Annotated in this window: 19 protein-coding genes and 1 tRNA gene; 12 read left to right on the top strand and 8 right to left on the bottom strand. The window is 72.6% G+C overall.

The window, feature by feature from the left end; translation table 11 throughout:
- The 3 genes from DVA66_RS20805 to DVA66_RS05640 form a co-directional block, all read right to left on the bottom strand.
- On the bottom strand, positions 1–626 hold a 626-nt coding region (locus DVA66_RS20805; RefSeq protein WP_232821789.1), incomplete at its 3' end, for a COX15/CtaA family protein.
- Positions 623–1,048 (bottom strand): SgcJ/EcaC family oxidoreductase, encoded by a 426-nt coding sequence (locus DVA66_RS05645; RefSeq protein WP_114559186.1) that lies wholly within the window; start codon positions 1,046–1,048, stop codon positions 623–625. The genes DVA66_RS20805 and DVA66_RS05645, both read right to left, overlap by 4 nt.
- Positions 1,045–2,469 (bottom strand): FAD-binding oxidoreductase, encoded by a 1,425-nt coding sequence (locus DVA66_RS05640; RefSeq protein ID WP_114559185.1) that lies wholly within the window; start codon positions 2,467–2,469, stop codon positions 1,045–1,047. The genes DVA66_RS05645 and DVA66_RS05640 overlap by 4 nt, the downstream gene beginning before the upstream one ends.
- A 104-nt stretch (positions 2,470–2,573) precedes the next feature.
- On the opposite strand from DVA66_RS05640, the gene DVA66_RS05635 reads away from it, so the two are divergent.
- From DVA66_RS05635 to DVA66_RS05610, 6 genes are all read left to right on the top strand, one after another.
- A complete protein-coding gene (locus DVA66_RS05635; protein ID WP_114559184.1) occupies positions 2,574–3,560 on the top strand; it encodes a helix-turn-helix transcriptional regulator in 987 nt (328 codons plus the stop codon).
- A gap of 69 nt (positions 3,561–3,629) precedes the next feature.
- Positions 3,630–4,187 carry a nucleoside/nucleotide kinase family protein gene (locus DVA66_RS05630; RefSeq protein ID WP_157973853.1) on the top strand — a complete coding sequence of 186 codons (558 nt, stop codon included), beginning with the start codon at positions 3,630–3,632 and terminating at the stop codon, positions 4,185–4,187.
- Positions 4,188–4,392: 205 nt separating this feature from the next.
- Positions 4,393–5,616 (top strand): resuscitation-promoting factor, encoded by a 1,224-nt coding sequence (locus tag DVA66_RS21890; protein ID WP_114559182.1) that lies wholly within the window; start codon positions 4,393–4,395, stop codon positions 5,614–5,616.
- Between the two features lie 10 nt (positions 5,617–5,626).
- On the top strand, positions 5,627–6,508 hold the full coding sequence (gene rsmA, locus DVA66_RS05620; protein ID WP_198671514.1) for a 16S rRNA (adenine(1518)-N(6)/adenine(1519)-N(6))-dimethyltransferase RsmA: 882 nt from the start codon (positions 5,627–5,629) through the stop codon (positions 6,506–6,508).
- Between the two features lie 11 nt (positions 6,509–6,519).
- Positions 6,520–7,446, top strand: a complete 927-nt coding sequence (locus DVA66_RS05615; protein WP_114559180.1) for a 4-(cytidine 5'-diphospho)-2-C-methyl-D-erythritol kinase — start codon at positions 6,520–6,522, stop codon at positions 7,444–7,446.
- A gap of 54 nt (positions 7,447–7,500) precedes the next feature.
- Positions 7,501–7,998, top strand: coding sequence for a MarR family winged helix-turn-helix transcriptional regulator (locus tag DVA66_RS05610; RefSeq protein ID WP_114559179.1), 498 nt, complete (start codon positions 7,501–7,503; stop codon positions 7,996–7,998).
- Between the two features lies 1 nt (position 7,999).
- On the opposite strand, the gene DVA66_RS05605 is transcribed toward DVA66_RS05610, so the two are convergent.
- Entirely contained in the window at positions 8,000–8,596 is a 597-nt protein-coding gene (locus DVA66_RS05605; protein WP_114559178.1) for a TetR/AcrR family transcriptional regulator, read from the bottom strand.
- Between the two features lie 154 nt (positions 8,597–8,750).
- Between DVA66_RS05605 and DVA66_RS05600 the strand changes: the two genes are divergently transcribed.
- Positions 8,751–8,830, top strand: a tRNA-Gln gene (locus DVA66_RS05600).
- 29 nt (positions 8,831–8,859) lie between these two features.
- On the opposite strand, the gene DVA66_RS05595 is transcribed toward DVA66_RS05600, so the two are convergent.
- A complete protein-coding gene (locus tag DVA66_RS05595; protein ID WP_114559177.1) occupies positions 8,860–9,465 on the bottom strand; it encodes a dihydrofolate reductase family protein in 606 nt (201 codons plus the stop codon).
- Between the two features lie 129 nt (positions 9,466–9,594).
- Here DVA66_RS05595 and glmU point away from each other — a divergent pair, with 129 nt between their 5' ends.
- From glmU to pth, 4 genes are all read left to right on the top strand, one after another.
- Positions 9,595–11,106: a bifunctional UDP-N-acetylglucosamine diphosphorylase/glucosamine-1-phosphate N-acetyltransferase GlmU gene (glmU, locus tag DVA66_RS05590; protein WP_114559176.1), complete on the top strand. Its 1,512-nt coding sequence runs from the start codon at positions 9,595–9,597 to the stop codon at positions 11,104–11,106.
- A gap of 44 nt (positions 11,107–11,150) precedes the next feature.
- A complete protein-coding gene (locus DVA66_RS05585; RefSeq protein WP_114559175.1) occupies positions 11,151–12,128 on the top strand; it encodes a ribose-phosphate diphosphokinase in 978 nt (325 codons plus the stop codon).
- 149 nt (positions 12,129–12,277) lie between these two features.
- Positions 12,278–12,937 carry a 50S ribosomal protein L25/general stress protein Ctc gene (locus DVA66_RS05580; protein WP_114559174.1) on the top strand — a complete coding sequence of 220 codons (660 nt, stop codon included), beginning with the start codon at positions 12,278–12,280 and terminating at the stop codon, positions 12,935–12,937.
- A 22-nt stretch (positions 12,938–12,959) separates the two neighbouring features.
- On the top strand, positions 12,960–13,556 hold the full coding sequence (gene pth / locus DVA66_RS05575; RefSeq protein WP_114559173.1) for an aminoacyl-tRNA hydrolase: 597 nt from the start codon (positions 12,960–12,962) through the stop codon (positions 13,554–13,556).
- Positions 13,557–14,183: 627 nt separating this feature from the next.
- Here the strand turns inward: pth and DVA66_RS05565 are convergent.
- The 3 genes from DVA66_RS05565 to DVA66_RS05555 form a co-directional block, all read right to left on the bottom strand.
- On the bottom strand, positions 14,184–14,882 hold the full coding sequence (locus tag DVA66_RS05565) for a dihydrofolate reductase family protein (protein WP_114559171.1): 699 nt from the start codon (positions 14,880–14,882) through the stop codon (positions 14,184–14,186).
- 19 nt (positions 14,883–14,901) lie between these two features.
- Positions 14,902–15,888 (bottom strand): TIGR03557 family F420-dependent LLM class oxidoreductase, encoded by a 987-nt coding sequence (locus DVA66_RS05560; protein ID WP_114559170.1) that lies wholly within the window; start codon positions 15,886–15,888, stop codon positions 14,902–14,904.
- Positions 15,889–15,978: 90 nt separating this feature from the next.
- Complete coding sequence (locus DVA66_RS05555; RefSeq protein WP_114559169.1) at positions 15,979–17,061, bottom strand: hypothetical protein; 1,083 nt, start codon at positions 17,059–17,061, stop codon at positions 15,979–15,981.
- Positions 17,062–17,131: 70 nt separating this feature from the next.
- Between DVA66_RS05555 and trmD the strand changes: the two genes are divergently transcribed.
- Positions 17,132–17,866 (top strand): tRNA (guanosine(37)-N1)-methyltransferase TrmD (trmD, locus tag DVA66_RS05550; protein ID WP_114559168.1); only part of this gene is annotated, 735 nt, incomplete at its 3' end.

Genomic DNA, 17,866 nt, shown 5'->3' with positions numbered 1-17,866 from the left:
CCGCTACCGGTGACCACAGTTCCTGAGATCAGCACCAGCACAGCGGCGACGAGCAGGACCCGCGCCCAGCCGTTCAGGCCGGTCGGGCCGGGATGGACCCGGCCCGACCGGTCCCGGTCGAGGGTGTCCCAGGTGACCGCCGCTGCCGCCAGCAGCAGGACCGCGGCGAGGAAGTGCCCGGCGACGAGGTAGGGATTCAGCTCCGCGAGGACGGTCACACCGCCCACGACGGCATTGAGCCCGACGACCCAGAGCTGCGCCCACGCCCACCGGGTGACCTGCGGTCGCGGTTCCCGCTGGAGACCGGCGAGCGCGACCAGGACCGCGACCACCACGACCACCACGCCGGTGAGGAGCCGGTTGGCGAACTCGATGACCGCGTGCACTCCCATCTCGGGAGCCGGTGCCAGGGAACCGTCCGCGCAGGTGGGCCATTCCGGGCACCCCAGTCCGGAGCCCGTGACTCGCACGACCCCTCCGCCGACCACGATCGCCAGACTCACGCCCAACGACGCGGCCGCCGCGGCGCGCAAGGGCGCCGGCCCGACCCTGACCTTCCTGTCAGATGAGGGGGCACGCCCGGAGCGACCATGCCGAGTACGTGCTCGACCCCGTGTGGTGCTCATGCCGGGGGCGGGACCATCCGTCCGTTCTGGAACGCGGTGATGAGCCACCGCCCGTCTCGCTTGACCGCAGTGCGCGTCTGGATGGAGCGGTCCTGTGGGCGGCATTCGGTGGCGCCGTCGCGCAACACGCAGACCCCGCTGGAGATCACGATCGCGGTGTCGGGGGACAGGAACCGGACCGTACGCCGCTCGGCGGGGAAGATCCGGGTGTCCGCCATGAAGGTGTCGAACCCCTGCTGCATGCTCTCGGCGATCGCGGCCCGGGTGTGGATGTGCTCGCCGTTGACGGCGACGAAATCAGCGTCCTCGGTGAAGGTCTCGGCGAACGCTGGGCCGTCACCGCGTTCCCATGCCTGCCACTGGCGTTGCTCCAGCTCGGCGAGCGCCCTCTCGTCTGCCGCGCGTGTCCGGTTCTCGGTCATTCCTGCTCCTCGGCGGCGGAGACGAGAGCCGGGGCGGTGCCGAGGGCGGTGTCGGGGATGGTGTTGCTGCCGCGGAACAGGCACGCCGGATCCACCTGCTTCTTCAGCTCGACGAGCCGCTCGTAGTCGCCTGGCGCGTATCCGGACGGTATGCGTGCGGGACCGGCGGGCCCGAACTGGAAGTTCAGCGACATGCCGCCGGTCGCCCAGGCCCGCATCGCGTCGAGAACACCGTCATGCGCCGTGCGCAGGAGGTCGGGGTCGAGACCGTCCGCGGGGGACAGCACGCTGAGCAGGTACCGGGCATCGCGGTGGCCGACCGCGCTGGGCACCTGCGGCGGCCTGGACAACGCACCACCGAGATGGCGCAGGCCGACGATGAGCGGCAGCTCCGAGCGGAGCTGCGCCACGATGGTCTCCGCTGCCCCGGCGGCCTCGCGCAGGAAGGCGTTGGTTCCCTGGTAGGAGTGTGGGTCGGAGGGGTCGTCGAACACGGCCGCCGACTCCGCGTACGCCATGTCGCGCACGGTGTCCATCAAGCAGACGCCGAGATCACGGAGCGGCGCGATCACCTCCTCGCCCGCGTCGGCGTCTCCTGCGTAGGCGAGCTGGACATGGGCGATCCGGCGCCCTCGCAGCGGGTCGGGGACCTCCGGGACGTCGGGGAACGGGATCAGCAGCACCGCCGAGGTCATCTCCTCCGGTACGGAGGTCGTCCAGCGGAGCCACCCGTCCAGGATCGCCGGGTCGGCGTCGAAGTACAGCCCGCCACCGTAGAGGCGCGCCACCGGAACCAGACCGACCTCCATACCGGTCACCACACCGAAGTTCCCGCCACCGCCACGCAACGCCCAGAACAGATCCGGTTCGGATTCGGGCGTCACCGTGCGCAGCCGGCCGTCGGCAGTGACGAGCTCGAGGCGACGCACCTGATCGGCGGCGTAGCCGTACCTCCTGGCCAGCAGCCCGATCCCGCCGCCGAGGCTGTAGGACACCGCGCCGACCTCCGGTAGCGAACCGCTCAACGGGGCCAGACCGTGAACGGCCGCCGCGTCGATCACCTGCTGCCAGCGCACACCTGCTCCGACCCACGCGGTACGGGCACCGGGGTCGACACGTACATCGGACATCCGGCGGGTGCTGATCAAGACTCCCGCCGTCACCGGTCTGGCAAACCCGTGCCCAGTCGCCTGCACCGACACCGGCCACCCGCGTCCGGCCGCGAACTCGACCGCCACCTGTACGTCAGCGGCCGATGCGGCCCCGACGACCACCTCTGGACGATGAGCGCCCGACAGCTGGAAACCAGCCCGCTCGCCGTCGTATCCGGGGTCGCCCGAGAAGAACACCTGGCCTCGCACCCGCTCGGCCAGCTGTGCCATCGCCGCGGCCTGCCCTTCCGTGGTCACCCTGTCCGTCATCTCGGCTCCTCCTGCGTCGTTGGCGTCCCCTGCGGACGCGCGTGCTCGACGTTAGAAGAGCTTTAGGACCGGACATGTCCGCAAGGTCTGACATCCTGGTTCCCATGACGAACGACATGCCGGCGCGGATGCTGCGCCTGCTGTCGCTGCTGCAGACGCGACGAGAGTGGTTCGGTGCCGAGCTCGCCGAACGGCTCGGCGTCACCGGCCGCACCGTCCGCCGCGATATCGACCGGCTCCGCGAGCTCGGCTACCGCGTCGAGGCCACCACCGGCATCGCCGGCGGCTACCGGCTGGCTTCCGGGCAACAGCTGCCTCCGCTGCTGCTGCACGACGACGAGGCCATCGCCGTGGCAGCCGCGCTGCTGACGCTGGCAGGCAGCGGCGTCACCGGCAGCCCAGACGTCGTCCTCCGGGTCCTGGCCAAGCTCGAACAGATCCTGCCCGCCCCGCTGAGTCGGCGCGTCTCCGCACTCACCGACGCGACCGACGCCGGCCGCCAGCACCCCGTTCCCCGCGTCGACCCGAAGACGCTGGCGACCATCGCCCTCGCCTGCCGCGACCACGACCTGCTGTCCTTCGGCCACCACTCCCGGACGGCCGTCACGAGCACCCGGCGGGTCGAGCCCTACACCATCGTCACCGCGCACGGCCGCTGGTACCTGCTCGCCTACGACCTCGACCGCTCCGACTGGCGCATCTTCCGCGTCGACCGCATCGTCGCGGCCACACCCCTGCGACAGCGCTTCCTCCCCCGTGAGCTCCCCGGGCCGGATCCGGTCACCTACGTGGCCAACAGCATCCGCACGGCCCCTTACCGACACACAGCCCGAGCCACCGTCCGCGCACCTGCCGAGGTGATCGCCGCCCGCCTGACCACCTCGATCCCCGGCCGGGTGCAACCCCTCGACGACCACCGCTGCACCGTCACCCTCGGAGCCGACTCGCCCGAGACGATCGCCGCAGACCTCGTCGCCCTCGACGCTCCCTTCACCCTCGACGCCCCACCTGAGCTCCTCGAGGCCCTGCACACCATCGCCGACCGCCTGGCCACTGCCACCCGTCCATCCCCAGATCCGCAGCGCCCCTGACCGGGCATGGGGGTCGGCGATCCGCACTGCCCTGAGGCATGCTGCGTGCGGGCGAGGGGAGGGCGGCCGGTGACGGATGCGAGGGTGCTGGTCATCAACGGCACGGTCGGTGTCGGCAAGAGCACGACGGCGGAGATGGTGGCGCGCCGCTGGCGCGACTCCGGGCTACCCGGCGCGGTGGTCGACGTGGACGAGCTGCGGCGGGCCTGGCCGGCGCCGGCCGACGACCCGTTCAACGCGCGGCTCGGTCTGGCCAACCTGGCGGCGGTGGTCGCCAACGGCGTGCGGGTCGGCGCTCGCCGGCTGGTGGTGGCCGACGTGCTCGAGGACCGCGCCCAGCGCGACCGGCAGCAGGAGGCTCTCCAGCTGCCCATAACCGTCGTGCGGCTGCGGGCCGATCCCGACCTGATCCGTCTCAGGCTGACTGCCAGGCACCAGAGCGACCACGACGACGGGGGAGCGTTGGCCTGGCACCTGGAACGGGTGCTGGAGCTCGAGCGCATCCTGGACCGCGCTGAGGTCGACGACGGGGTGGTCGACGTCACCGAGCTGGACCCACCGGCGGTCGCGGACGCGGTCCTGGCGGCCGCCGGCTGGTCCGATGACTGGAGCCCCGTCGCCCATTGACCGCTCCTGCCGTCGTCAGGACGACGAGCACGCCCGGTCGGTCTGGCTGCGCTTCGTCTCGCCATCGGCGTCCAGCCGACACGCCGGTTCGCTGAGAATTCTCACCCGCGGCTTGGGAATCGAGCCCTCCGAAGGTTAAGGTGCCTCCCGAACGGGTCCGCCTCGGGGTGCGGGCCGCCTCACCTCTTACTCGTGGAGTCGTCCCGTGCGCAAGCTCGTCCCTGTCTCGATCGCCGCCGCCGCGGCCCTCGCCGTGACCGGCGGGATCGTCGGCTACCAGGTGGCCGACAAGACCGTCGAGGTCTCCGTCGACGGTGTGCCCACCACCGTCACCAGCTTCGGCTCCGACGTCGGCGATGTGCTGGAGCAGCAGGGCATCACCGTCGGCGAGCGCGACCTGGTCGCTCCCTCCGCGACCACCGAGATCGAGGACGGCAGCCGGATCGCGGTCCGCTACGGCCGCGAGGTGACCATCGAGGTGGACGGTCAGACGGCCACCCACTGGACCACCGCCACCACCGTCGGCGAGGCGCTCGCGGTGCTGCAGATCAAGGCTGAGGGCGCCGACATCTCCACCAGCCGCTCCGCTGCCATCGGGCGCGAGGGCCTGGAGTTCAGCGTCGACACCCTCAAGCGGCTCGAGCTGGACGTCGCGGGCAAGACCTCCTCCCACGAGACCACCGCGAGCACCGTCGGTGACGTGCTGGCCGAGGCCGAGGTCGCCTACGACGAGGACGACAAGGTGACCCCGACCCCGGCCGAGGCCGCCGTCGACGGCACCAGGATCACCGTGGTCGCGGTCGAGGTGAAGGACGAGACGGCCAAGCAGCCGGTCGACTTCAAGACCGTCCGCAAGGAGACCTCGGAGCTGCTCCAGGGCACCACCGAGACCGAGACCGAGGGGGTGGCCGGCGAGCGCACCATCGTCACCACCGTCACCAAGGAGAACGGCAAGGTCGTCAAGGAGGAGAAGAAGTCCGACGAGGTGACCCGCGAGCCGGTCGACGAGGTCGTCCTGGTCGGCACCCGTGAGCCCGAGCCGGAGCCCAAGCGCTCCACCGGCGGCTCCTCCTCGGGTGGATCCTCCTCCGGTGGCTCGTCCTCCGGCGGCTCCTCGGGCGGTTCGTCCTCCGACGACGACGATGACGACAGCTCCTCCGGCTCCTCCGGCGGCAGCTCCTCCGGCTCCTCCGACGGCGTCTGGGACCGGCTGGCCAAGTGCGAGTCCGGGGGCAACTGGTCGATCAACACCGGCAACGGCTACTACGGCGGCGTGCAGTTCAGCGCCCAGACCTGGAAGGCCTACGGCGGCAAGGGCCTGCCGCACGAGAACAGCAAGGCCGAGCAGATCCGGATCGCCAAGAAGCTGCAGGCCGCTGCGGGCTGGGGCCAGTGGCCGCACTGCTCGGCCAAGCTCGGCCTGCGCTGAGCCCGGTCCGCTGACGACCACGACGGGTCTGCTCGACCCCAGCTCCGTGCGCGCCCTGGCCACCCGGCTCGGGCTGCGGCCCACCAAGCAGCGCGGGCAGAACTTCGTCACCGACGCCAACACCATCCGGCGGCTGGTGGCGCTGGCCGGGCTCGGGCCCGACGACGTGGTGTGCGAGATCGGCCCCGGGCTGGGCTCGCTCACCCTCGGCCTGCTCGAGCAGGCCCGCCACGTGCTGGCGATCGAGATCGACCCGCTGCTGGCCGGGCAGCTGGCCGACACCGTCGCGACCCGGATGCCCGGCGCGGCCGACCGGCTCACCGTGCTCGAGGCGGACGCCCTGGCCGTGCCGGCGCTGCCCGAGCCGCACCCGACCGTGGTGGTGGCCAACCTGCCCTACAACGTGTCGGTGCCGGTGCTGCTGCACCTGCTCGCGATCGACCAGCACTGGTCCCGCGGCCTGGTGATGGTCCAGCTCGAGGTGGCCGACCGGCTGGTGGCCGGTCCGGGCTCCCGCACCTACGGGGTGCCCTCGGTGAAGATGGCCTGGTACGCCGAGGCGGTCCGGGTCGGCACCGTCCCGCCGGGAGTGTTCTGGCCGGTGCCCAACGTGGACTCCGGACTGGTCCGGCTGACCAGGCGCCCGCCGCCTCCCACCACCGCCAGCCGCGCGCAGGTGTTCGCCGTGGTGGACGCCGCCTTCGCCCAGCGCCGCAAGATGCTCCGCGCCGCGCTCGCCCCGCTGATCGGCTCGTCCATGGCCGCCAGCGCCGTCCTCGAGGCCGCCGGGGTGGACCCGCAGGCCCGCGGGGAGACGCTCACCGTGGAGGACTTCGCCCGCGTGGCCGAGCAGCTGGCGGGCCGCGAGGGCCAGTCGGGGGCCGGGCGCTAGCCTCGCTTCGCGTGAGTGCCGACGCCGAGCCCGAGCCCGAGCTGGTCCGCGTCCGGGTCCCGGCCAAGATCAACCTCGCGCTGCGGGTCGGTCCGCGCTCCGAGGACGGCTACCACCCGCTGGTCAACGTCTTCCAAGCGGTCTCGCTGTTCGACGACGTCACCGCCGAGACCGCGCCCGCCGGCGAGGTCGGTCTGCAGCTGGTGGGGGAGCAGCCCGGGGTGCCGGCGGACGAGGACAACCTCGCCGTCCGCGCGGCCCGGCTGCTGGCCGCCGAGCACGGAGACCCCGGTCTGGGTGTGCGGCTCACCCTGCGCAAGACGATCCCGGTGGCCGGCGGGATGGCCGGCGGCTCCGCCGACGCCGCCGGGGCGCTGCTGGCCTGCTCGGTGCTGTGGGACCTCGACGTCCAGCCCGACCAGCTGACCGCGCTGGCCGCCCGGCTCGGGGCCGACGTCCCCTTCGCCCTCCTCGGCGGCACCGCGATCGGTACCGGCCGCGGCGACGTCCTCGCCCCGGTGCTCAGCCGCGGCACCTTCCACTGGGTGCTCGCGCTCTCCGCCCAGGGCCTGTCCACGCCGCGGGTGTTCGCCCGCTTCGACGAGCTGAGCACCCCGGCCGAGGAGCCGCTGGAGGTGCCCGACGCCCTGATGGAGGCGCTGCGCACCGGACGGGCCGACGCGCTGGCCGGGGTCGTCGGCAACGACCTGCAGGCGGCCGCCCTCGATCTGCGCCCCGACCTGGCCGACGTCCTGGAGCGGGGCCGGCGGCTGGGTGCGCTGGCCGCCCTGGTCTCCGGCTCCGGGCCGACGTGCGCCTTCCTCTGCGCCGAGGAGTCCGCGGCGATCGACGTCAGCACCAAGCTCGGCCGCGAACCGGCCGTGCACGCCGTCCGCCGGGTGCACGGCCCGGTCGAGGGCGCTAGGCTGATCAGCTGAGGTACGCCTCACAGAGTCTCGATATCAAGAATCTCTCGGCGTTATGCTCGATCCGTGCGAGACGAGGTCGACGCCCTGGTGGCGAGCTGGGCGCGGGAGCGTCCCGACCTCGACCTGTCCGCGATGCAGGTGCTGAGCCGGGTGAGCCGGCTCGCGCTGCACCTGGACCGCGCCCGCAAGGAGGCCTTCAGCGCCCACCGCGTGGTCGCCTGGGAGTTCGACGTGCTGGCTGCCCTGCGCCGGGCCGGGCCGCCCTACACGCTCTCCCCGGGGTCGCTGATCCGCGAGACGATGGTCACCAGTGGCACCATGACCAACCGCGTCGACCGGCTGGTGCACCGCGGTCTGGTCACCCGCAGCGCCGACCCCAGCGACCGCCGCGGCGTGCTGGTCACGCTGACCCCGGAGGGACGTGACGCCGTGGACGGCGCGCTGGGCAGCCTGCTGGACGCCGAGCGCCGGCTGCTGTCGGGGCTGAGCGAGGACGAGCAGGCCCAGCTCGCCGGGCTGCTGCGCTCCCTGGGGCTGTCCTTCACCGACCTCGCGGCCTGACTCAGCCGGCCCGCAGCCGCGGCGAGGCCTCCAGGCCCCGCAACCCGTTCCAGGCCAGGTTGACCAGGTGGGCAGCCAGCTCGGGCTTCTTCGGCCGCCGGGTGTCCAGCCACCACTGGCCGGTGTAGGCGATCATCCCCACCAGCATCTGGGCGTACATCGGCGCCACCTTCGGGTTGATCCGCTGCACCTTGAAGGCGGCGGCGAGGATGTCCTCCACCTGCGAGGCCACGTCGGACAGGATGCTCGCGAACGAGCTGCCGGTGCTCTCCAGCGAGGAGTCCCGGGCCACGATCCGGAACCCGTCGGGGTTGGTCTCGATGTAGTCCAGCAGCGCCAGGGTGGCCCGCTCGATCAGCGCCCGGCTGCTGCCCGGCGTCTCCAGGGCCCCGCGGATGGCGTCCAGCAGGGTGCGCACCTCCCGGTCGACGACGACCGCGTACAGCCCCTCCTTGCCGCCGAAGTGCTCGTAGACCACCGGCTTGCTGACCTCGGCCCGTCCGGCGATCTCCTCCACCGACGTCCCCTCGAACCCGCGCTCGGCGAAGGAGTGGCGGGCCACCCGGATCAGCTGCTCACGGCGCTGGGCGCCGGTCATCCGGGTGCGCCCGGAGCGGCTGGGGGAGGGAGACGCGGGGTCGCTGGGGACTGGCACGGCACCCAGTGTGACGGATGGGAGCGGCCCGTCCCCGTGGTTATGCTGACCCCGGTGGTCGTCGCGCGTGGCCAGGACCGGCGCCGGACCCCACCGATCCCCGGTTGGTCTGCCGGCAGGGCCCGCCTGACTTTGAATCAGGATCTAGCGACGCAGGTTCGACTCCTGCCCGGGGAGCCGAGGACGTGGCGCTGTCTCCGGGCCGCTCAGGCCGGGGCGCCCAGCGGCGGGTGCTCGAGCACCCGCGGCCGGTACTCGACCAGCTGGATGCCGCCGTCGAAGGTGCGGTGGTCGGTCATCTCGAGAGCCACGTCGGGGTAGCCGTCGTAGATGCGCTCCGCCCCCGTGGCCCCGGTGATCACCGGGAACAGCACGACGCGGAATCGGTCGACCAGCCCGGCGCGGAGCAGCGAGCGGGACAGGCTGAGGCTGCCGATCGTGGTGAGCAGTCCCGTCCGCTCCGCCTTCATCGTCCGGACCGCCGCCGCGGCGTCCCCGCGGACGAGCGTGGCGTTGGACCAGGTCAACGGCTCCTCCAGGGAGGAGGAGAACACCACCTTGGGGGCCTGGGCGAGCTCGTCCACCGACGCCTCCTCCTCGGGTCGGAGCCCGTCCGGGCTGCCCGGGACGTCGCCGGTGCTGAAGCCCGACATCAGACGGTAGGTGGTCGCCCCCATCAGGTAGGTGACCTGGGGCTGCTCGCCCAGCCAGGCGAGGTAGTCCGGGCTCTCCAGCCCCCAGAACCCCGGCCAGCCCTCACCCGAGGCGTAGCCGTCCAGCGAGGTGATGAAGTCGACGAGGAGCTCGGCCATGACGTTGTCCCTTCTTCGGTGTCGGTCGAGGGGTCGACCGGCGGAAGGCGGAGAACTCATCGGCTGCCGGCGACCGGGGAGCCGTTACGCTGACCGCGTCCCTGCCGCCGTCCCACCCCTGGAGTGCCGATGACGACCGTCCCGCCCGGCCAGCCCTCCCGAGACGACCAGACCGCGCAGCCCTCCGGGGTGTCGGCGGTGGTGGTGCTCGCCGCCGGTGGCGGGACGCGGATGAGGTCGTCGCGCTCCAAGCTGCTGCACGAGGTGGGTGGCCGCTCGATGCTGAGCTCGGCGCTGCGGGCCGCCGCCGAGGTGCAGCCCGAGCACCTGGTGGTGGTGGTCGGCCACGCCCGCGACCAGGTGGAGCCGCACGTGGCCGAGGTGGCGCCGCAGGCCGTCACCGCCGTCCAGGAGCAGCAGCTGGGCACCGGGCACGCGGTGCTGTGCGGGCTCGCGGTGCTGCCGCCGCTGGAGGGTGAGGTGCTGGTCACCTACGGCGACGTACCGCTGCTCACCGGCGAGACGCTCACGGACCTGGTGGCCGAGCACCGCCGCGCCGGTAACGCCGTCACCGTGCTCACCGCCGAGGTCGACGACCCCACCGGCTACGGCCGGGTCATCCGCGACGCCGAGGGCGGCGTGCTGCGCGTCGTCGAGCACCGCGACGCCGACGACACCGAGCGGGCGGTGCGCGAGATCAACTCCGGCATCTACGTCTTCGCCGCCGCCACGCTGACCGCCGGGCTGGGCCGGCTGGACAGCGACAACGCCCAGGGCGAGCTCTACCTCACCGACGTGCTCGCTACCGCCCGCGCCGACGGCGGACGGGTCGGCGCCCTGGTGACCGAGGACGCCTGGCAGACCGAGGGCGTCAACGACCGGGTGCAGCTGGCCCGGCTCAACGCCGAGCTCAACCGCCGCACCGTCGAGCGCTGGATGCGGGCCGGGGTCACCGTCGTCGACCCGGCGACCACCTGGATCGAGGCCGACGTCGACCTGGGCCGGGACGTCCTCATCCACCCCGGCACCATCCTCGCCGGGGCCACCACGGTGGGGGAGGGCGCCGAGCTCGGCCCCGACACCCGGCTGCGCGACTGCGAGGTCGGTGCGGGCGCCTCGCTGGTGCGCACCGAGGCGCACCTGGCCGTGGTCGGCGCCGGCGCGACGGTGGGGCCGTGGTCCTACCTGCGGCCGGGCACCCAGCTGGGCCGCGGCGGCAAGATCGGCGGGTTCGTCGAGACCAAGAAGGCCGTCATCGGCGAGGGCTCGAAGGTGCCGCACCTGTCCTACGTCGGTGACGCGACGATCGGCGTCGGCACCAACATCGGGGCCGGCACGATCTTCGCCAACTACGACGGGCGCGACAAGCACCGCAGCGAGGTCGGCGACGACGTCTTCGTCGGCTCCGGCACCGTGCTGGTCGCTCCGGCCGCGCTGGAGAGCGGGGCCTATGTGGCCGCCGGGTCCACCGTCACCGAGCCGGTGCAGGGTAGCGACCTGGCGGTCGCCCGCGGACGCCAGCGCAACGTCGAGGGCTGGGCCGACCGGCGCCGGTCCCGGCTGGCCGCCGCCGACGGCACCGCCGGGGCGTCGAGTGGCGAGGGCCACATCGCCGGAGGCGACAGCCGGGGTGGGCAGTAGTAGGTTTCATCACCGACCTTCGACGCCCACCGGGGAGACGCTGAGTGACCGGATTGAAGAAGTCCACCGAGAAGCACCTGATGCTGTTCAGCGGGCGTGCCTACCCCGAGCTCGCCAACGAGATCGCCGACCTGATGGGTGTGGGCGTCGTGCCGATGCGGGCGCTGAGCTATGCGAACTCCGAGATCTACGTGCGGTTCGAGGAGTCGGTGCGCGGGTGCGACGCCTTCGTCGTGCAGAGCCACTGCGCCCCGGTCAACGAGTGGCTGATGGAGCAGCTCATCATGGTGGACGCCCTCAAGCGGGCCTCGGCCAAGCGGATCACCGTGGTGGCACCGTTCTACCCCTACGCGCGGCAGGACAAGAAGCACGCCGGCCGTGAGCCGATCTCGGCCCGGCTGGTGGCCGACCTGTTCAAGACCGCCGGCGCGGACCGGATCATGTCGGTCGACCTGCACGCCGCGCAGATCCAGGGCTTCTTCGACGGCCCGGTCGACCACCTGTGGGCGTTGCCGGTGCTGGCCGACTACGTGCAGAACAAGTACGACACCTCCGAGATGACCGTCGTCTCGCCCGATGCCGGACGTGTCCGGCTGGCCGACATGTGGACCGACCGGCTGAATGCCGAGCTGGCCATCATCCACAAGCGCCGCGACCCCGACGTCGCCAACACCGTCGCCGTGCACGAGGTGGTCGGCGAGGTGGAGGGCAAGGTCTGCCTGCTGGTCGACGACATGATCGACACCGCCGGCACCATCTGCCAGGCCGCCGAGGCGCTCAAGGCCCGCGGGGCGAAGTCCGTGATCGCGGCCACCACCCACGCGGTGCTCTCCGGCCCGGCGGCGCAGCGGCTCAACGCCTCGGCCTTCGAGGAGGTCATCGTCACCAACACGCTGCCGATCGAGACCCCCGAGCCGATCGAGAAGCTCACCGTGCTGAGCATCTCGCCACTGATCTCCGAGGCCATCCAGCAGGTGTTCACCGACGGCTCGGTGACCAAGCTGTTCAACGGCCAGAGCTGAGCCCGGCCGCCGATTTCTCCCTGCCCGCACCGGTGGGCTAGCATCCGGGCTGAACCATGGCGAGGGGGACCGCCGTCCCCGTGATCGACAGGGTGAGAGACATCTCCCTGGCCTCGCCCGTCCGAGTCCACGGTTGAGGAGCACCACCGATGTCAGAGATCAAGCTGCAGGCCGAGCTGCGCACCGAGTTCGGCAAGGGCGCGGCCCGCCGCGTCCGCCGCGCCGACCGCGTTCCCGCCGTCATCTACGGCCACGGCACCGACCCCGTCCACATCTCGCTGCCCGGTCACGAGACCCTGCTGGCGCTGCGCAACGCCAACGCCCTGCTGTCGGTCGACATCGAGGGCCGCACCGAGCTGGTGCTGCCCAAGCAGGTCCAGCGCGACCCGATCAAGGGCTTCCTCGAGCACGTCGACCTGGTGGTCGTGCGCCGCGGCGAGAAGGTGTCGGTCGAGGTGCCGGTGCAGGTCGTCGGCGAGGCCGGCCCGGACACCCTGGTGGTGCTGGACACCACCGTGATCGGTGTGCAGGCCCCGGCCACCCACATCCCCGACGCCGTCGAGGTCTCGGTCGAGGGCCTGGCGGCCGGCACCCAGGTGCTCGCCTCCGACCTCACCCTGCCCGGTGACGTCACGCTGGACGTCGACGCCGACCTGCTCATCGTCAACGTCACCGGTGCCCCGACCACCGCGCAGGTCGAGGCCGAGCTGGCCGACGCCGAGGCCGACGCCGGCATCGAGCCGACCGTGGGCGAGGAGGCCGAGACCGCCGGGGCCACCGCCGAGGGCGGGTCCTCCCAGGAGTCCTGAGCCGACCCGGCTCGGCACCGCGATGACGACGTGGCTGGTGGTGGGGCTCGGCAACCCGGGCCCCACCTACGCCGCGCACCGGCACAACGTCGGGTTCCGGGTGGCCGACGAGCTGGCCCGCCGGGCCGACGCCCGCTTCGGCGCCCCCCGCGGGATGCGCGCCGAGGTCGCCGAGGCCCGGCTGGGGACGTCCGGGCTGGGCGGGTTCGGCGGTACCGACAAGGTGCTGCTGGTCAAGCCCCGCACCTACATGAACGACTCCGGGATCGCGGTCGGCAAGCTGGCCGCCTTCCACAAGGTCGACCCGGCGCACGTGGTCGCCGTGCACGACGAGCTCGACCTCGACCTCGGCCGGCTGCGGCTCAAGGTCGGCGGCGGCGACAACGGCCACAACGGGTTGCGCTCGCTGCGGGCCCACCTGCACACCGGGGACTTCGCCCGCGTCCGTTTCGGGATCGGGCGTCCACCGGGTCGGATGGAGGTGCACGCCTTCGTGCTCTCCGACTTCAGCGCCACCGAGCGCACCGACGTCGAGCTCGAGGTGTCACGGGCCGCGGACGCCGTCGAGCTGCTGCTCACCGAGGGCCTGGTCGCGGCGCAGAACCGCTTCAACTCCTGATCGCCGGTCCGCGCTGTGCCGGGCGTGGCGCCGCTGCCCGGGTCCGACCCCGATGAATGCGTCGAGTGGGCGGCGCTCAGGCTGGCAGGGACCGAGCGACCGGACGAGTGCGTCGAGTGGGCGGTCATCAGGTCGGCACGGGTGATCGGCCGACGAGCGCGTCGAGTGGGCGATGCTCGCGCCGGCAGGGGTTGACCGACCGGACGAGTGCGCCGAGTGGGCGGTCCTCGCGCTCACAGGCACAGCGTGACCGGATGAGTGCGCCGAGTGGGCGGTCGTCACCCTGGTCGCACCGGGGACCAGCGGGTCGGCATCGGAGGCCGCCAGCGCGCGGGCCCGGACCGCGGCGTCCAGGGTGGCGGGGTCGGGGGCGCTGCCGATCAGCCGGCGCACCTCGGCCGGGCCGGGGCTGCCGTGCTCGACGGAGTCGTGGGAGAGGGGGCCGTGGGTGAGGATGCGCACCGCCGCCACCGCCGAGGTCGCGAGGTCGACCAGGGCCCGCTGGCTGACCTGGAGCTCTCCCCGCCGGAACAGCCGGTGCAGGAGCGTGCGGTCGCCGTCGGGGAGGGTCTCGTCCATAGCGGCGTCAGCCTAGGGGCCGGGACCGACGGTGGCGGCCCGCCCCGCTCAGTAGCGGACCCGGTAGCGCGACCAGAGGGTGCCGTCGTCGAGCCGCTCCAGCTCGGTGAGCTCGAGGTCGAGGCCGTGCTCGTCCATCGGGTGCGGCAGCTCGACCACCGACAGGCCGTGGTGGCGTCCGGACAGCTTCGGCACCACCAGCAGCACCAGCTCGTCGACCAGGCCGGCGGCCAGCAGCGCACCTGCCAGCCGGCCACCGCTGTCGGTGCGCAGCGACCGCACGCCGTGGCGGCGGGCCAGCTGCTCCAACGCCGCGGCCAGGTCGACGTGCCGGTCGCCGGCGGTGACGACCTCCACCTCGCGGCGACGCAGGTGCTCGACGTGCTCGTGCGGGGTGTGTGCGCTGACCAGCGAGACGAACCCGCCGTACCACGGCTGGGCCTGGGCGTGGCGCCAGTTGCGGACGACACCGCGCCCGTCCACCACCACCAGCCTCGGCCGTGGTCCGGTGACCAGCTCGTCGAAACCCTCCGGCACCGGCTGCGCGGCCACGGTCGGGCCCTGACCGGCCCGCTCGTCGTCGGTCTCGGCCGGTCCGAAGGACTGGGCGGTGACGCTGCCCATGAGGACCGCGTCGTAGTCGAGGGCGAAACCCCGGCGGTAGTAGCGGGACGGGTCGCCGACGAAGCCCTGGATCCTGCCGTCGACGCTCACCTCGTTGTAGACGGTCACCCGTGGTCGTGCCATGACCGGACCCTACTGCGCCTCAGCGGATCAGCTTGGGCAGCACCTGCTCGGCGAAGACGTCGATCCACTCCCGCTGGTTGCGGCCCACGTTGTGGAGGTAGACCCGGTCGAAGCCGAGGTCGACGAAGCGCTGGATGTAGGCCCGGTGCTCGTCGGGGTCGCTGGACATGATCATCCGGCCCTCGAAGTCCTCGATCCGCACCAGCTTGGCCATCTCGGCGAAGTCCTGCGGGTTGCGGATGTCGGCCTTGGGGAACTTCATCCCGCCGTTGGGCCACTCGGTCAGCGCGTTCTGCCGGGCCTCCTCGTCGGTGGGCGCCCAGGACAGGTGCAGCTGGAGCACCTTCGGCATGGTGTCGGGGTCCTTGCCGACCGAGCGAGCGCCCTCGGCGAACTTGTCGAACAGCCCCGAGATCTTCTCCAGCGGGGCGCCGACGGTGATCATCCCGTCGGCGTGCCGGCCGGTGCGCTTGGCGTTCAGCGGCCCGGCGGTGGCGACGAGGATCTCCGGCGGGGTCTCCGGCATCGTCCACAGCCGGGCGGTCTCCATCTTGAAGAACTCACCGCTGTGCTTGACGTCCTTGCCGGTGAACAGCTTGTTGATGATCTCGATCGCCTCGAACATCCGCCGCGACCGCTCGCCGGCCTCGGGCCAGTAGCCGGCGATGACGTGCTCGTTGAGAGCCTCCCCGGCGCCCACCCCCAGCCAGTGCCGGCCGGGATACATCGCGGCGAGCGTGGCCGAGGCCTGCGCCACCACGGCCGGGTGGTAGCGGAAGTGCGGGGCGACCACACCGGGGCCGAAGTCGCCGGAGGTCCGCTCGCCGAGTGCGGTGAGCACGTTCCAGACGAAGGCCGACTGGCCCTGGCTCGGCACCCACGGCTGGAAGTGGTCGGCCGCCATCACGCCGGAGAAGCCCTTGGACTCCGCGTAGGCGCTCAGCTCCACCGCCTCGGTGGGGTGGAACTGCTCCAGCATCGCGGCGTAGCCGATGGTCAGCGACATGGGTGGGCCTTCCTCGCTCGAGGGTGTGTCGGTGCCTGCTCCGACGTCTCCGGCGAGCCTAGGTCCTCCCGGCCGGGCCGCCGAGGCGGGTCAGCCCGGGAAGAGGTCGGTCAGTCGGAGATCGAAGGCGTCCATCACGAACCGCAGGACCATGTAGCCCGCGACCAGCACGACCGGGACCCAGGCCACCCGGCGCTTGAGCCGGCGACCCTGCGGGGCGATCGCCTGCGGCCCGCGGATGCGTCCGGACGCCCCGGCCACGCCGGGCGGCGGGGGGACGCGGTCGTCGCGGTAGCTGCGGGAGCGGTCGCGCATCCGTGCCGAGACGGTGTCGCTGATCCGGGCCAGCCGCTGCCACGTGGCGGGGTCGGTGATCCGCAGCTGGTTCCGGGTGTAGAGGAACATCCAGTCGTCGACCACCTCGACGTCGAAGGCGGCGGTCTCGTCGATGAGGTGGGCCATCAGGTCGGGGGTGAAGATGTAGAAGGCGTCGTGGCCGTACTGCTCGGGGGAGTAGAGGTCGAAGTGACGGTCGAACTCCCCGCCCAGGCCGAGCCTCTGCTCCTTGGCGAACAGGGTCGGCAGGTTGGAGCCGAGGAAGGTGTTGTTCACCTTGGCGTCGAGCAGCAGGTGCGGCAGGTGGCCGTCCAGCCGGATGGCGGCGAACCGCCAGGTGTGGGTGCTGCGGTTCTTCCCGCTGCCGGTGGTGTAGCGGTAGGTGCCGACGTCGGCCACCGGGCCCCGCGTCGACCACACGTGCTCGACCACCTTGCGGTCGGAGCCGATCCCGAAGATGGCGCCCTGGTAGGGCGGGGTCCCCGACCGCGGCGAGAACTCCATCCCGTTGGCCCGGGCGAGCTCCTCGGCGCGCAGCAGGCGCTCCCAGCGCGCTGGGCTGCCGCGGGTGAGCAGCACCACCCCGACCACCACGACGACGACGAGCACCACGACGCCGGTCACCAGGCCGACGGTCCAGCTGCCGGCGGTGGCGCCGACGTTGGCCCCGATCACCAGGGGGAAGACGATCGAGAAGACCACCAGCGCCAGCACGCCGACCCACCGCGGGTCGCGCCACCGGGGGTCCCCGCTGGCGAGCTTCGCCCGGCGGAAGGCCGACACCTCCTCCGGCGTCACCGGCCGGGTCAGGGCCCTCGTGTCGAACGTGGTCGCCACGTCACCTCCAGCTCGTCTGCTCTGCCTCGTGCGCCGTCACCCTAGGGCCCGGCGGTGGCACCATGAGCCGGTGCGGATCGACGTGGTGACCATCTTCCCCGACTACCTGGCCCCGCTCGAGCTCTCGCTGATCGGCCGGGCGCGCCGGGCCGGCCTGCTCGACGTCGTCGTGCACGACCTACGCGAGGCCACCACCGACCGCCACCGCACCGTCGACGACACCCCGTACGGCGGCGGCGCGGGGATGGTGATGAAACCCGAGCCGTGGGGCCGCGCGCTGGACGCGGTGCTCGACGGCGGGCCGGCGGACGTCGGGCGCCCGCGGCTGCTGGTGCCCAGCCCCGGCGGGCGGGTGCTCGACCAGGCGATGGCCCGCGAGCTGGCCACCGAGCCGTGGCTGGTCTTCGCCTGCGGACGCTACGAGGGCATCGACGAGCGGGTGCTCCTCGACGCCGCGCAGCGCTTCGAGGTCACCCCGGTCTCGCTGGGCGACTACGTCCTCAACGGCGGGGAGGTGGCGGTGCTGGCGATCACCGAGGCGGTCGCCCGGCTGCTGCCCGGGGTGGTCGGCAACGCGGAGTCGCTGGTGGAGGAGTCCCACGAGGACGGGCTGCTGGAGTACCCCGTCTACACCAAGCCGGCGAGCTGGCGCGGGCTGGACGTCCCGGAGGTGCTGCTGTCCGGCGACCACGCCGCCATCGCGCGCTGGCGGCACCAGCAGCGGCTGGAGCGCACCGCCGCGCGGCGTCCGGACCTGCTGGCGCCGACCGCCGCCGACGACCCGGCCGGGCTGGCGGTCGTCCCC

Source organism: Desertihabitans aurantiacus, from assembly GCF_003344635.1.
GTDB lineage: Bacteria > Actinomycetota > Actinomycetes > Propionibacteriales > Propionibacteriaceae > Desertihabitans > Desertihabitans aurantiacus.
This window is presented reverse-complemented; position numbering and strand designations above follow the sequence as displayed.